The sequence below is a fragment of the Micromonospora sp. DT228 genome (assembly GCF_049841595.1).
In the GTDB taxonomy this organism is placed as follows: domain Bacteria; phylum Actinomycetota; class Actinomycetes; order Mycobacteriales; family Micromonosporaceae; genus Micromonospora.
The window spans coordinates 92,684-107,217 of record NZ_JBNCKO010000016.1 but is presented as its reverse complement, the minus strand read 5'-3'; the positions used below and the strand labels follow the sequence as shown (position 1 = coordinate 107,217).

The following is a 14,534-nucleotide window of genomic DNA, read 5'->3' as shown; positions in this document are numbered from 1 at the left end:
AGCCCCAGGATGGCCCGATGACGACATGGACGGCACCGGAGATCGACCGCACCCACGAGCCCCTCGTCGGTGACGAGCGCACCATGCTGGAGGGCTGGCTCGGCTACCACCGCGACACCCTGCTGCACAAGTGCGCCGGCCTGACCGCCGAGCAGCTGCGCACGGCGAGTGTTGAGCCGTCCGGCCTGAGCCTGCTCGGGTTGGTCCTGCACATGACCGAGGTCGAGCGGTCCTGGTTCCGCCAGCGTTTCGCCGGCCAGGACCTGCCCGACCTCTACGACTTCGACGCCGACAACGACGCCGAGTTCCACGCCGCGGCCGACGCCGACCCGGAGGCCGCCTTCGCCGCCTTCCGTGTCGAGGTCGACGCGGCCCGGGCGGCGACCGCCGGCCGGTCCCTGGACGAGACGTTCACGCTTACCCGCAGCGACGGCACCCCCACCTTCAACCTGCGCTGGGTGTACGTGCACATGATCGAGGAGTACGCCCGGCACAACGGTCACGCCGACCTGATCCGGGAACGCATCGACGGCGTCACCGGCGAGTGACCGACGCTCAGAGGGCCAGGGCCGCCCGCAGGTAACGCAGGTCGGCGTGGCCGCCCCAGCGGTGCGCCGACAGCCCGGCGGAGCGGGCGCCCCGGACGGCCCAGTCCTCGTCGTCGACGAAGAGGACCCGGGCCGGCGGGGTGGCCAGCGCCTGGCAGGCGGCCTGGAAATACTCCGGGGCCGGCTTGTGCACGCCGATCGTGGAGGAGTTGACCACCACGTCCAGCTCGCCGACCAGGCCGAGCGCGGCCAGGTCGGCGTCGAGCAGGTCGGTGGCGTTGGTGCCCAGCCCGACCCGGACGCCCGCCGCGCGGACCTCCCGGACGAACGCCAGCACCTCCTGGTCGACCTCGCCCCGGTAGCCCTGCCACTGCTCGACGGCGGCGCGGGCCCGTTCCGGGCTGCCCACCGATTCGGTCAGGGCGTCCGCCACGCTGCTCATCCACTCGGCGTGACTGACCTGGCCGGTGAGCACCGGCTGGAGCCGCCCCCACTGCATGGCGATCTCACCGAGCACCCCCTCGGAGAGGCCGTACTCCCGCTCGACGACGGCGGCCACCGCCGGGTCCCACCGGCGCAGTACGCCGTCGAAGTCCAGCAGGAGCGCCGTCGCGCGTTCCCGAGCCACTACCCGTTCTCCTCGCCGCGGCGGTGCCGCTTGTCGTCCTCGTCGGCCCGGTTGAGCCGTTGGCTGATCACCTGGGTGACCCCGCTGCGCATGGTCACGCCGTAGAGCGCGTCGGCGATCTCCATCGTCCGCTTCTGGTGCGTGATGACGATCAGCTGACTCTTCTCCCGCAACTGTGCCAGCAACGTGATCAACCGGCCGAGGTTCACGTCGTCCAGGGCCGCTTCCACCTCGTCCATGATGTAGAACGGGCTGGGTCGGGCGCGGAAGATCGCCACCAGCATGGCGACCGCGGTCAGCGACCGCTCGCCGCCGGAGAGCAGCGACAGTCGCTTGATCTTCTTGCCCGGCGGGCGGGCCTCCACCTCGACGCCCGTGGTGAGCAGGTCGTCGGGGTCGGTGAGGATCAGTCGGCCCTCACCACCGGGGAAGAGCACTGTGAACACCTGCTCGAACTCCCGGGCGGTGTCGGAGAAGGCACTGGCGAAGACCTCCAGGATCCGCTCGTCCACGTCCTTGACCACGGTGAGCAGGTCCCGGCGGGTGGCCTTGAGGTCCTCCAACTGCTCGGAGAGGAACTTGAAGCGCTCCTCCAGCGCGGCGAACTCCTCGAGCGCGAGCGGGTTGACCTTGCCGAGCAGGGCCAGCTCGCGTTCCGCCTTGGCGGCCCGCTTCTCCTGCACCGGCCGCTCGTAGCGCACCGGCTCGGGCACCGGCAGGCCGTCGCGTTCGGCCGCCGCGACGTCGACAGCCGTCGGCGGGACGGGCTGCGCCGGGCCGTACTCGGCGACAAGCGTCTCCACGTCCAACCCGAAGTCCTCGGCGGCCTTCGCCTCCAACTGCTCGATGCGCAGCCGCTGCTCCGCGCGGGCCACCTCGTCGCGGTGCACCTGGCTGGTCAGCCGTTCCAGCTCCGCGCCGAGCCGCTTGGCCGCCCCGCGTACCTCCTGCAGCTCGGCCTCCCGGGCGGCGCGTTCCCGGGCGACCGCGTCGCGGTGCTCCTCGGCCGTCGCGATCGAGGTGGTGAGCCGGGTGAGCGCCTCCCGGGCGCCGCCGGCGACGGCACGGGCGATGCCCGCGCCCCGGGTGCGCGCGGCGCGCCGGGCCGCGGCGCGTTCCCGCGCGGCCCGTTCCGCGGTGGCCTGCCGGGTCAGCGAGTCGGCCCGGCCGGCGATCGAGGAGACCCGCTCCTCGGCGGTACGCACCGCGAGCCGGACCTCCATCTCGTTCTGCCGGGCCTGCGGCACCATGGCGGCGAGCTGGTCGCGGTCCTCGCTCGACGGCTCGGCGTCGACAGGGGTCTCCTCGGCCAGCCGCAGCCGCTCCTCCAGCTCGGCGAGCGCGGTGAGGTCCCGCTGCCGGGCCGCCTCGGCACGGGAGCGGGAGTCCCCGAGCCGGTCGGTCTCCGCCTTCGCGGACCGGGCCGCCGCGCCCAGCTCGGCCAACCGGCGGGCGGCGGCGTTGCGGTGGCTCTCCGCCTCGCGCTTCTCGGCGGCGGCGTGCTGCACGGCCTCCTTGGCCGCGGCCACCTCGGCGCGCGCCTCGACGAGCTGGTCACGCAGTTCCGCGCCGGCGCGCTCGGCGGTGAGCCGGTTGCCGCGGGCCTCCTCGACGGCCGCCTGCACCTCGATGTAGCTGGGGGCCTTGGCCGACCCACCGGCCGCCGCGTACGCCCCGACCACGTCACCGTCCGGGGTAACCGCCCGCAGTTCGGGGTTGCTGGCGACCAGCTCGGCCGCGGCGGCGAGATCGTCGACGAGCGCCACGTCCCGCAGTGCCCGGTGCACCGCCGGGCGCAGCTCGGGACCGCACTCCACCAGGTCGGGGGCCCACCTGGCCGCATCGGGCAGCTTCGGGCGCAGCGCGTCGGCGGAGCCGGTCATGCCGGGTCCCGCCGGGCTGCCGACGAGCAGGCCGGCCCGGCCGGCGTCGGAGATCTTCAGCAGCCGCATCGCCTCGACGGCCTCGTCCACCCCGCTCACGGCGACCGCGTCGGCGAGACCACCGAGGGCGGCGGCCAGCGCGGCCTCATGGCCGGGCGCGACGGTGAGCAGGCCGGCGAGGCTGCCGAGCAGGCCGGGTACGTCGCCGGCACGGGCGAGCAGTGCCCCGGCGCCGTCCTTGCGCCGCAGCCCCAGGGCGAGCGCCTCCTCCCGGGCCTTCCAGGTGGCGGCGTCCTTCTCCGCCGTCCGCTCGGCGTCGGCGAGCGACCGCACGGTGGCCTGCGCCCGCTCCTGCACGGCGACCGCCTCGGCGTGCCGGGCGTCCAGGTCCGCGTTGTCCCGGTCGGCCTCGGTGGACTGGGCCGCCACCGCGTCCAGGTCGGCCTGCGCCTGCTCGGCGCGGCCCAGCGCGTCGGCGTGCGCGACGGCGAGCCGGTCGATCTCCTCACCGGCGCTCGTGGTCCGGGCTCGGGCCGAGTTGACCTGACCGGTGAGCCGGGCCATTCCCTCGCGCCGGTCGGCGATGGCCTTGGCCGCGGCGACCAGCTCCCGCTCGGCGGTGGCGAGCTGCCGTTCCAGCTCCTGGCGGTGCTCGACCGCCTCGGCGAGCCGGATCTGGTCGTCGGTCAGCGCCGCGCGCAGCTCCTCCTCCTGCTCGCGGACGCGTTCCGCCTCGGCGTCCAACTGGTCCGGGTCGCGGCCGGGTCGTTCGTCGTCGCCGCCAGCGCTGAGGTGCCGCAGCCGCTCCCGGGCCAACTGCTCGATCGAGCGGAAGCGTTCCTGGAGGGCGGACAGCTTGTACCAGGTGTCCTGGGCGGCCGCGAGCAGCGGAGCGTCCTCCGCGAGGGCGGCCTCCAGCTCGCCGAGCCGGCCCTGCACCTCGACGTGCTCGCCCTCGATCTGCTCACGCCGCTCCCGCAGCGCCGTCTCGTCGGCGATCTCCCGGTCCAGGGTGGTCCGCAGGGTGGCCAGGTCGTCGGCGAGCAGGCGCAGTCGGGCATCGCGCAGGTTGGCCTGGATGGCCGCCGCCCGGCGGGCCACCTCGGCCTGCCGACCCAGCGGCTTGAGCTGGCGGCGCAGCTCGGCGGTGAGGTCGGTGAGCCGGTTGAGGTTTGTCTGCATCGCGTCGAGCTTGCGCAGCGCCTTTTCCTTGCGCTTGCGGTGCTTGAGGACGCCGGCCGCCTCCTCGATGAACGACCGGCGGTCCTCCGGCTTGGCGTGCAGCATGCCGTCGAGGCGGCCCTGCCCGACGATGATGTGCATCTCCCGGCCGATGCCGGAGTCGGACAGCAGCTCCTGGATGTCGAGCAGCCGGCAGGTGTTGCCGTTGATCTCGTACTCGCTCTCGCCGGAGCGGAACATCCGGCGGGTGATGGAGACCTCGGTGTACTCGATGGGCAGCGCGCCGTCGGTGTTGTCGATGGTGAGGGTGACCTCGGCACGGCCCAGCGGCGCGCGACCAGCGGTGCCGGCGAAGATGACGTCCTCCATCTTGCCGCCGCGCAGCGCCTTGGCGCCCTGCTCGCCGAGCACCCAGGCGATGGCGTCGACGACGTTGGACTTGCCGGAGCCGTTCGGGCCCACCACGCAGGTGATCCCGGGCTCCAGCTTCAACGTCGTGGCGGAGGCGAAGGATTTGAAGCCCTTCACCGTCAGGCTCTTGAGATACACCTTCTCGATCCTCGTCCGGTGGCCGCCGTACCGTCGCCGGTTGTGGGGACCTGGGTGAACTCGCAGACTAGGGTCTGTGTCAAAGCCCTCGGTCGAGCCGAGGCGGAGTCCAGACGGCGATCCGGCAAGGCGAAGATTCGTCCGGATACCGGTGTTGTATCCGGACGAATCTTCAACGCGGCCGGTCGTCGTCTGGGCCCGCCGCAGGCCGGCCAGGGGCTTTGACACAGACCCTAACCCGGTGGTGGAAGCGGGCGGGCACGCGACCCGCCCCGGGCCGCGTGCGGCGCGGGCGCGAGCCGCGAGCGCGCTGTTGTTCTGGCGATCACGACAGGGACGAGAGCCGTTCATGATCGGCTTATCGCTCGGCGTGCTATTCGGATACCGAGGACGCGGTAAGGGCGGGACCGACCACAAGATCATAAATCGTCGGCGCCGAAAGGGGGCCGGACAGTGTTGCGCGCCGGCACACAGGTGTCGGCGCGCATTTTGCGAGAGTGCGATTCAGTTTTGCGACGCAGAGATCAGGTCAGTGCCGGTTCGGCCAGACGGAGCAGATCGTCTGCCTCCGCGGCGGCCGCCGCGAGCCGATCATTGTCGGCACGCAACCGGGTGATCTCGAACTCCAGTGCCTGAACCCTGGAACGCAGTCGGGTGACCTCGTCGAGCAGACGCCGGTCGGGCGCTGCACCTACGTGGCCGTAGAGGGCCTTCGCCATGCTGACTCCTTGATATGCGCTGCCGGAAAGGCCGGACCAACGCGCGCCCATTTGTACGCGGCTGTCATTCCAGGCTGTATCTGGGCATGACCGGGCGCGACTGGCGACACCTATATATTGAGCCGCTAACCCCTCCTTCGTCAAGTTCTCGCAGGCCGTAGATCATCTCTACGTCGACCTGTCCACTTGTCGGGGGGCTGCCGCAATGGCACGGACACGCTCTGTCCGGACGCCTTTACTGTACGCCCGGATCCGGGGAATTCCGCACCCTGGCGTCCGAGTTCCCCTTAACTCTTCCTTAGCCACGTTGCCGCAGGTCGCAGGCGCGCCGTAGCGTCACCCCGGCCCGCAACCGACCCGTGGAGGCATAGGCGTGTACGGCTGGACCGACCCGATGGACCCGAACGGCGCCTCCCGGCGCGCCGAGCGGCCGACCGACGAGCCGACCTGGCTGCACGACCGTCCGGAGCCCCGCTCGGCCTACCTGTTCGGTGACGACGACCCGAACCAGCCCGGCGACGAGTGGCAGCGGGAGCAGCCCCCGACCGGCTGGCAGCCGGACCCGGCGGCCCCCGGCGGGCCGGCCGACGCGCGGAGCGCCGCCTGGCCGGACCCGCCCGCGGAGCACGAGCCGACCGAGGGCTGGCACGAGGGCCGCCCGACCGGACCGACCACCGACGCCTGGCACGGCAGCAGCCCGACCGGACCGGCCACCAGCGCTTGGCACGGCAGCAGCCCGACCGAGCCGACCACCGGCGCCTGGCACGGCAGCAGCCCCGCCGGGCCGGCCAGCGGCGGCTGGCACACCGAACCCAGCCCGGAGACGACAGGTGGGTGGCGGCCCGACCCCGGCCCGGAGACGACAGATGACTGGCCCGCCGACGCCAGCCGGCCCGGCGAGGGGCGACACCGTTCCCGCCCCCGTTGGCGACGGCCGCTGTTGATCGGTGGGGCCGCCGCGGCGGCCACCCTCGTGGTGAGTCTCGGCGTCGGCGCGCTCGGGCTACCCGGCGGTGACGACGGGGCCGGCCAGCCGACGGCCGTCGACGACACCTTCGCGGCGTCGGCGGCGCCGACCGAGGAGCCGGCCCTCGACACCCTCGCCGCGCCGTCCCCGACCAGCACGCCCAGCCCGACCCCGCCGAGCCCGACACCGAGCAGAGCCGTCAAGCCCACCCCGGAGGCGTCGCGTACCACCGCCGCGTCACGGCGCGGCACGCCGCGCACAAGCGCGCCGGCCACGAGCAGCGGCTCGAACGGCTCTACCGGTTCCACCGGTTCCACCGGCACCGTCAGCGCCCAGGCCCGTGAGGTGGTGGACCTGGTCAACGCCGAGCGGGCCAAGGCCGGCTGCGGGGCGCTGAGCATCGACGACAAGCTGATGACGGCGGCCCAGAAGCACAGCCAGGACCAAGCCGACCACAAGAACATGTCGCACACCGGCAGCGACGGCAGCAACGCCGGCGTCCGGCTGGACCGGGTCGGCTACGCCTGGCGCACGTACGGCGAGAACGTGGCCTGGAACCAGCAGACCCCGGCCGCGGTGATGGACGCCTGGATGAACAGCTCCGGCCACCGGGCCAACATCCTGAACTGCGCGTTCACCGAGATCGGCGTCGGGATCGCCACCAGCAACGGGCCGTACTGGACCCAGGTCTTCGCGGCGCCGCGCTGACCGCGCGTCGTTCGCGCCCCCGCGCTCGTTTGACCCGGTGAGGTACGCCGGGCCGGAGCGTGGGGGCGGCGTACCGGCAAGGGCGGCGACGGGCCGTCCGGGACCCGGGAGCTGCCGATGCGGATCCGGCCGCGGCGACGCGTCGCCGTACGCCCACTGCGCCGCGTCCTGTCGGCCGGCGTCGCGCTCGCCCTGGTGGTGCCGGCGTACGGATGCCGACCCGAGTTGACCCCGCCCGGCGCGCCCACCCAGTGGCCGGCCGCGCAGGCCCGCCAGTGGCAGTGGCAGTGGCAGCTCAGCGGCCCGCTCGACCCGGCGGTGGAGGCGGACGTCTTCCTGCTCGACCCGGTGGACACCACCGCCGCGCAGACCGCCGAGCTGCGTTCCCGGGACCGCCGGCTGATCTGCCAGGTGCACGTCGGCTCGGTCCGCTCCGCCGACCCGGACGCCAGCCGGCTCCCGGACGCCGTGCGGGGCGCGGCCGCCCGCCGACCGGACAGCCGTTGGCTGGACGTCCGCAGTTGGGACGCGCTGGAGCCGGTGCTGGCCGACAGGTTCCGGCTGTGCCGGGGCAAGGGCTTCGGGGCGGTGGCGTTCGCCGACGCCGACGGGTACGCGTCCCGCACTGGCTTCCCCCTCGACTTCGACGACCAACTGCTGTTCAACCGCCGACTCGCCCAGCTGGCCCGCACTCTGAGCCTCTCCCCCGGGTTGGTCAACGACGTGCCGCAGCTCGCCGCGCTGGCCCCGGACTTCGACTTCGCGGTGAACGAGGAGTGCGTCCGGCTGGGCCAGTGCGCCAAGCTGTTGCCGTTCGCCGACGCGGGCAAGCCGGTCTTCCACGTGGAGTACGCCGCCTCGGCCGAGGACTTCTGTGTCACCACGGTCGGCTACGGCTTCGCCTCGATCCGCAAGGACCGCAACCTGGACGCGTGGCGCGAACCCTGCCCCCTGCCCTAACCCCCACCCGCCCCGCCGCCCGGCCCGGCCCGCGCCCCGCCCTCGCCCCGCCCTCGCCCCGCCCGCCCTTGCCCTCGCCCCGCCCGCGATCTTGCACTTTCGGTTGTGGATTCGCGGCGTTTGTTCGGGTTCGTCGCGACAGAAAGTGCAAGATCGGCGCAGCGGGAGCGGGCGGGAGCGAGGGCGGGGCGGGGCGGGGCGGGGGCGGGCGGGAGCGGGGTGGTTAGGAGACGGGCACCAGCTCTGGGGTCGCGGCCGGCGGGTCGGCCGGGGCGGCCTCGGGGCGCGGGCGCAGGAAGCGCGGGGCCCACCAGTTGGCATCGCCGAGCATGGTCATCAACGCGGGCAGCACCACTCCCCGGATGATCGTGGCGTCCAGCAGGATCGCCGCCGCCAGTCCGATGCCGAGTTGCTTCATGTCGATCGTACTCAACGTGGCGAAGATCGAGAACACGCCGACCATCACGATCGCCGCGCTTGTCACCACGCCGGCCGACGAGGTGATCCCGTAGGACACGGCGTCCCGGTTGGGCATGCCGGCCCGGACTCCCTCACGAATCCGACTGACCACGAAGACGTGGTAGTCCATCGAGAGGCCGAAGAGCACCACGAAGAGGAACAGCGGCAGCCAGGACACGATCGCGCCCATCGAGGTGAAGCCGAGCAGCCCCTCCGCCCACTCGCCCTGGAAGATCAGCACCAGCAACCCGTACGCGGCACCGGCGGAGAGCAGGTTCAGCGCGATCGAGCTGGCCGCGACCACGACCGACCGGAAGGTGAACATCATGACCAGGAAGGTGAGCACGAGCACGAAACCCATCACCAGGGGCAGCTTGTCCCGGACGTGGGCGGCGTAGTCCACGTTCTCGGCCACGCCGCCGCCGACCGCGTACTCGATGCCGGGGATGCCCCGCAGCTCGGCCGGGACCAGGTCCCCGCGCAGCTTCTCCAATGACCGCACCGACCGGTCGTCCCGACTGGTGTACGGGGTGGCGACGTCGAGCACCGACACCCGGCGGTCGGCCGACACCTCGATCTTCGGGCCGTCCGCCTCGGCCGGGACGAACAGCGGATCACTGGCGGCCCTGCCGGCGAGGTCGGTGAGCGCGGCGTGGACCCTGTCGGCCTGCTCGGCCGGTGCCCGGACGGCCACCACGTGGTTGGTGCCGTTGCTCGGGAACGCGGTGGTGAGCCGGTCGTACGCCTGCATGGCCGGGGTGGTGCGCGGCAGGTCCTCCGAGCCGGGGAACTTCAGCTTCATGCCGAGCGCCGGCGCGGCCAACGCGAGCAGCAGGCCGACCGAGATGACGAGCGTCACCACCGGAGCGCGCAGCGCCGGCCGGAGCACCGCGGGCCAGAGCCGGGGCTTGCGGGGCTCGCCGTGCCGGCCGGTGCGCGGGGCGGTCAGCCGCCAGAGCAGCGGCACCCGAGGCCGATCGACCCAGCGGCCGAGCCTGGCCAGCAGGGCGGGCAGCACGGTCAGCGAACCGATCACGGCGACGGCGACCACCAGGATCGAGCCGACGGCCAGGGACGAGAAGACCACGTCACCGGCGAGCAGCAGCCCGGCCATCGCGATGATCACGGCAATGCCGGAGACCACCACGGCGTGCCCGGAGGTCTCCGCGGCGATCTCCACCGCGTCCAGGCCGGAGCGGCCCTTGGCCCGTTCCTCCCGCTCCCGGCGGATGTAGAACAGTGAGTAGTCGACTCCCACCGCCATGCCGATCAGCAGGATCACCGGTGCCGTGGTGTCGGTGGCCGGCACCAGGTGCGAGGCGAGCGTGGACAGGCCCATCGCGGCGGCGACCGAGGAGAGCGCGAGCAGCACCGGGACGCTGGCCGCGATCAACGCGCCGAACGCGATGATCAGGATGGCCAGGGTGACCGGCAGGCTGAGCAGTTCGGCGCGCTTGAAGTCCTTGCCCAGGGTGTCGTCGAGCGCCTGCTCGATCGACGGCCCGCCGACCTGCTCGACACGCAACTGCGGGTGCGCGGTCTGCACGGCGGCGGTGGCGTCGCGCAGCGGCTGCACCCGCTCCGAGGCGGTCTCCGGATCGCCGGACATGGTGATCGGCAACAGCAGCGCCGAGCCGTCCCGGGCACTGACCGGCTGGCCCACCTCGGCGACCCCGGTGACCGTGCCCAGTCGGGCCGCAACGTCGTCGGCCGCCGCCTTCGCCGCCACCTGGTCCAGCGCGCCGCCCCGCGCGGTGATGAGCACGTTGTCCACGGCCGGATCGTCGAAGTCGCCGGCGCTCACGATCAGGCCGGCCCGCCCCACCTCGCCGATCCCCTCGTCGGCGCTGGTGGCCTCGTTGAGGCCGGCGGCGCTGCCACCGACGAAGCACACCGCCACGAACACGACCCACAGTGCGATCGCCCGCCACGGGTGCTCGGCGCTCCACCGCGCCAGCCGCACCGTCACCGGTCTTCTCCCCATCTCGGGTCCCCCTGTCACGTCAACCCCCTGTCAACGGTGCTGACGTTAGGTGCGTGACGAGGCGGTCACATCGGGGAACGGCCCTGGCCCGCCCCGGAACCGGTACACCGAGGGCGCCGGGGCCGCCGGACGGACATCAGCCCGCGATTCGGGCGTACGCCGGGGTGCGACCCGGAGCGTCCGGCCGCGACCCGCCGGTGCCGACCCGGAGCCGACTCGGGGTCATCCCCGAAGGGACACCCGCGGTCGTGGCTGGCAGCGCGGGCAACTGTACGAGGAGCGGTTCATGAACGCCTCGCGGCGGATCGGCGCGCCGCACCGCCGGCACGGCTCGCCCTCGCGACCGTAGGCGTTGAGCGCCCGGTCGAAGTAGCCGCTCTCGCCGTTGACGTTGACGTAGAGGGCGTCGAAGCTGGTGCCGCCCACGCTTATCGCCTCGGCGAGCACGTCACGGACGTGGCCGAGCAGGCGCTGCGCGGCCGGCCCGGTGAGCGCGTCGGTGGGACGGCCGCCGTGCAGCCCGGCACGCCAGAGCGCCTCGTCGGCGTAGATGTTGCCCACCCCGGAGATCAGGGTCTGGTCGAGCAGCGCACGCTTCACCTCGGTGTGCCGGCGGCGCAGCGCGGTGACGAACGCCGCGTCGGAGAACTCCGGATCCATCGGGTCGCGGGCGATGTGCGCGATCTCGTCGGGCAACTCGGCGCCACCCTCGCTCACCGACAGCCCGCCGAACGTGCGCTGGTCGACGAAGCGCAGCTCCGGCCCGTCGTCGGCGAACCGGAACCGGACCCGCAGGTGGGCCTCGTCCGCGGTGCCGGGTGGCTGGAGCAGCAGCTGACCGGACATCCCGAGGTGCCCGATGATCGCGTCGCCGCTGTCCAGTGGCAGCCACAGGTACTTGCCGCGACGGCGGACGTCCAGCACGGTCCGGCCGGCGAGCACGTCGGCGAAGTGCACGCCGCCCGGGACGTGCCGGCGCACGGCGCGCGGGTGACGGACCTCGACCGAGGCGATCCGGCGGTCGATGACCCACTGGGCCAGCCCCTGCCGGACGGTCTCGACCTCGGGTAGCTCAGGCACGCCGCAGGCCCGTCTCGTGTCCGTCGGCACCCCCGGCCGGCAGGGCCTGCGCCAGATGGTCGGCCTGCTCGGCCTGGGCCGCCCGTCCGGCGCGTTCCAGCGGCCCGAACGGCTCGTCCCGGTCGGCCGAGCCGTCCGGGTCGATCAGCTGGCCCCGGCCGTCGTCGCCGGTCTGACCGTCGTCGCCGCCGCGGCCGTCCCGGCCGCCCTCGCCGGCCCTGCCGTCCTGGCCGTCGCCGCCCGCCTGGCCGTTCTGCTCGGCGAGCGTTCGCCACGCGGCCTCGGCGGCCCGCTGCTCCGCCTCCTTCTTGCTGCGCCCCTCGGCGCCGCCGTACCGGTTGCCGGCCACCACCACCCAGGCGGTGAACGTCTTGAGGTGATCCGGGCCGGTGCCCTCGATCCGATACTCCGGGACGCCAAGCCCGAGCGCCGCCGTCAGCTCCTGAAGGCTCGTCTTCCAGTCCAGTGCGGCGCCCCGACCGGCCGACTCGGCCATCAGCGGGTCGAAGAGCCGGTGGATGACGATCCCGGTGGTGTCCAACCCGTACTGCAGGTAGATCGCCCCGAGCAGCGCTTCGAGCGTGTCGGCGAGGATGCTCGCCTTGTCCCGGCCGCCGGTGGTCTCCTCGCCCTTGCCGAGCAGCAGGTACGCGCCGAGGCCGTCCGGGCCCAGGCCACGGGCCACGTCGGCGAGCGCCCGCATGTTGACCACGCTGGCCCGCAGCTTGGCCAACTGTCCCTCGGGCAGGTCCGGGTGGTTGTGGAAAAGCGCGGTGGTGATCACCACGCCGAGCACCGAGTCGCCGAGGAACTCCAGCCGCTCGTTTGTGGGCAGCCCGCCGTTCTCGTACGCGTACGAGCGGTGGGTCAGGGCGCGCTGTAGCAGCTCCGGTTCCAGGCTCACGCCGAACGCGGCTTCCAGGTGACCGACGGACGCCCGCCGCCGCTTGTCGTTGCTCATGATGTGCGTACCTCGGTGTCGGTGGATCGGTCGGTGCGGTCCATCGCGGCGTCGCCGTCGAGCAACGCCGAGACCAGATCGGTGGCGCGCCGCCGCCACAGGTGAGCGGCGAGGGCGATGCCGGAGGCGACATCGTCGGCGCGAGCGGAACCGTGGCAGACGACGACAGTCCCCGCGACGCCCAGCAGGGCGGCCGCGCGGGGCGCGCCGCCCTCGGCGGGTGGGCCACCGGCCATCGCGTACGCGCCTTCGATGGCTTTGAGCAGCACGTTACCGGTGAAGCCGTCGGTGACGACCACATCGACGCGCGCGCCGAGGGTCACGTCGTACCCCTCGACCAGGCCGACGTAGCGCGCCCCGCCGGGCAGCGGCTCGACGGTGAGCAACGGGTCGGTGGCCCGACGGACCCGGTCGCCCTTGCCGGCCTCGGTGCCGACCGACAGCAGCCCGACCCGCGGCGCGGCGATCGAGTGCGCCACCGCGGCGTACGCGGCGCCGAGCACGGCGTGGCGGGCGAGGGTGGCCGGGCGGGGTTCCAGCGAGCCGCCGACGTCGAGGAGGACGACAGGTCCGGCCACGGTGGGCAGGGTGGCGGCAAGCGCGGGTTGGCGGATCTCCGGCCAGCGGCCGAGGCCGAGCACGGCGGCGGTGACTGTGGCACCTGTGGCGCCGGCGGAGACCAGGGCGTCGGCGGTCCCGTCGCGAACGGCGGTGACCGCGGCGCGGACCGTGCTCTCGGCACGGGCGGCGCTGGGATGGTCGGCCATGCCGACGACATCACGGACGGGCCGCACCGTGATCCGCGTACGTTGCGGCGGATCGAGGGCAGCAATCAGCTCGTCGGCGACCTCGGCCGGGCCGACGAGGAGCAGGTGCAGGTCAGGGTCAGCGCGCACGGCCCGCAGAGCGCCGTCAACCACGACGGCGGGAGCGTCGTCCCCGCCGAGGAGGTCAACGGCGATCCGCGCGGTGCCCGGCTCCATCGGAACGCCGGCCGGAGTGTGCCGGCCGGCATCGGAGGAAGCCGGGGCACCGGGCGAATGCCAGGTTGCGCGTGCCGCCCGACCTGGGGTCGGGGGCGTCACTCGGCGTCCAGGTCAGACCTCGAGAACCTGGCGGCCGTTGTAGGTGCCGCAGACGGAGCAGGCGGCGTGCGGCAGCTTCGGGGACTTGCACTGCGGGCACGCGATGGTCGCGACCACCGTCGCCTTCCAGTTCGCCCGGCGGGACCGGGTGTTGCTGCGCGACATCTTGCGCTTCGGGACGGCCACGGTTCTTACTCCTCTGTAACGGTCAGTTGCGACAGGCCCGCCCAACGCGGGTCGATCTGCTGGTGACTGTGGTCGGCCGGCAGATCGTCCCAGTGTGTCCCGCATTCGGGGCACAACCCTGGGCAGTCCTCCCGGCAGAGCGGGTTGGTCGGCAGCGTGAGCACCAACGCGTCCCGCAGCGCCGGCTCCAGGTCGATCAGATCGCCCTGCATCCGGCCCACCTCGTCCTCGTCGGTCGTGGCGTCCGTGGTGCTGTCCTCGTACGCGTACAGCTCCTGGATCGTCACGCCCATCGAGTCGTTGATCTCGCGCAGGCAACGGCCGCACTCGCCCCGGACGGGACCGGTGATGGTCCCGGAGACGAGCACGCCCTCGGACACCGACTGCAACCTCAGATCGAGGTCGAGGTCTGCGCCCTCCGGCACGCTGATCAACTCCACACCGAGGTCCGCCGGTGCCGGCACGACCCGCTGGACCTCACGCAACGCGCCAGGGCGGCGCGGCAGGTCCCTCGTGTCGAGGACCAGCGGCGACCTGGGGTTGAGTGTCGATGGCGAGTGCTTGGGCATAGTCAGACTCCGGCCGGTGAGAGGCCGACAAAAAAGGTTACCTGGGTGACCACCGGACCGTCGAAC

The 14,534-nt window shown here is 73.1% G+C and carries 11 protein-coding genes and 1 pseudogene; 3 read left to right on the top strand and 9 right to left on the bottom strand.

The window, feature by feature from the left end; genetic code table 11:
- Positions 1–17: 17 nt before the first annotated feature.
- Positions 18–548 (top strand): DinB family protein, encoded by a 531-nt coding sequence (locus ACLQ29_RS27100; protein ID WP_425774264.1) that lies wholly within the window; start codon positions 18–20, stop codon positions 546–548.
- Between the two features lie 7 nt (positions 549–555).
- On the opposite strand, the gene ACLQ29_RS27095 is transcribed toward ACLQ29_RS27100, so the two are convergent.
- The 3 genes from ACLQ29_RS27095 to ACLQ29_RS27085 form a co-directional block, all read right to left on the bottom strand.
- Complete coding sequence (locus ACLQ29_RS27095; protein ID WP_425774263.1) at positions 556–1,176, bottom strand: HAD family hydrolase; 621 nt, start codon at positions 1,174–1,176, stop codon at positions 556–558.
- Positions 1,176–4,790, bottom strand: coding sequence for a chromosome segregation protein SMC (gene smc / locus ACLQ29_RS27090; RefSeq protein WP_425774262.1), 3,615 nt, complete (start codon positions 4,788–4,790; stop codon positions 1,176–1,178). The genes ACLQ29_RS27095 and smc overlap by 1 nt, the downstream gene beginning before the upstream one ends.
- A gap of 524 nt (positions 4,791–5,314) precedes the next feature.
- Positions 5,315–5,509 carry a hypothetical protein gene (locus ACLQ29_RS27085; RefSeq protein WP_030487463.1) on the bottom strand — a complete coding sequence of 65 codons (195 nt, stop codon included), beginning with the start codon at positions 5,507–5,509 and terminating at the stop codon, positions 5,315–5,317.
- 373 nt (positions 5,510–5,882) lie between these two features.
- On the opposite strand from ACLQ29_RS27085, the gene ACLQ29_RS27080 reads away from it, so the two are divergent.
- Both ACLQ29_RS27080 and ACLQ29_RS27075 read left to right on the top strand, forming a co-directional pair.
- Positions 5,883–7,184 (top strand): CAP domain-containing protein, encoded by a 1,302-nt coding sequence (locus tag ACLQ29_RS27080; RefSeq protein ID WP_425774261.1) that lies wholly within the window; start codon positions 5,883–5,885, stop codon positions 7,182–7,184.
- A gap of 117 nt (positions 7,185–7,301) precedes the next feature.
- Positions 7,302–8,144 (top strand): endo alpha-1,4 polygalactosaminidase, encoded by an 843-nt coding sequence (locus ACLQ29_RS27075; protein WP_425774260.1) that lies wholly within the window; start codon positions 7,302–7,304, stop codon positions 8,142–8,144.
- A 223-nt stretch (positions 8,145–8,367) separates the two neighbouring features.
- On the opposite strand, the gene ACLQ29_RS27070 is transcribed toward ACLQ29_RS27075, so the two are convergent.
- From ACLQ29_RS27070 to ACLQ29_RS27045, 6 genes and pseudogenes are all read right to left on the bottom strand, one after another.
- Positions 8,368–10,587 carry an MMPL family transporter gene (locus tag ACLQ29_RS27070; RefSeq protein WP_425774259.1) on the bottom strand — a complete coding sequence of 740 codons (2,220 nt, stop codon included), beginning with the start codon at positions 10,585–10,587 and terminating at the stop codon, positions 8,368–8,370.
- Between the two features lie 222 nt (positions 10,588–10,809).
- Entirely contained in the window at positions 10,810–11,667 is an 858-nt protein-coding gene (mutM, locus tag ACLQ29_RS27065) for a bifunctional DNA-formamidopyrimidine glycosylase/DNA-(apurinic or apyrimidinic site) lyase (RefSeq protein ID WP_425774258.1), read from the bottom strand.
- Between the two features lie 211 nt (positions 11,668–11,878).
- Positions 11,879–12,628 (bottom strand): annotated as a pseudogene (rnc, locus tag ACLQ29_RS27060) (ribonuclease III); the annotation flags it as partial.
- Positions 12,625–13,611: a phosphate acyltransferase gene (locus ACLQ29_RS27055; protein WP_425774257.1), complete on the bottom strand. Its 987-nt coding sequence runs from the start codon at positions 13,609–13,611 to the stop codon at positions 12,625–12,627. The pseudogene rnc and the gene ACLQ29_RS27055, both read right to left, overlap by 4 nt.
- A gap of 114 nt (positions 13,612–13,725) precedes the next feature.
- A complete protein-coding gene (gene rpmF / locus ACLQ29_RS27050) occupies positions 13,726–13,899 on the bottom strand; it encodes a 50S ribosomal protein L32 (RefSeq protein WP_252416735.1) in 174 nt (57 codons plus the stop codon).
- Positions 13,900–13,904: 5 nt separating this feature from the next.
- Positions 13,905–14,468: a YceD family protein gene (locus tag ACLQ29_RS27045; protein WP_425774256.1), complete on the bottom strand. Its 564-nt coding sequence runs from the start codon at positions 14,466–14,468 to the stop codon at positions 13,905–13,907.
- Positions 14,469–14,534: the final 66 nt, after the last annotated feature.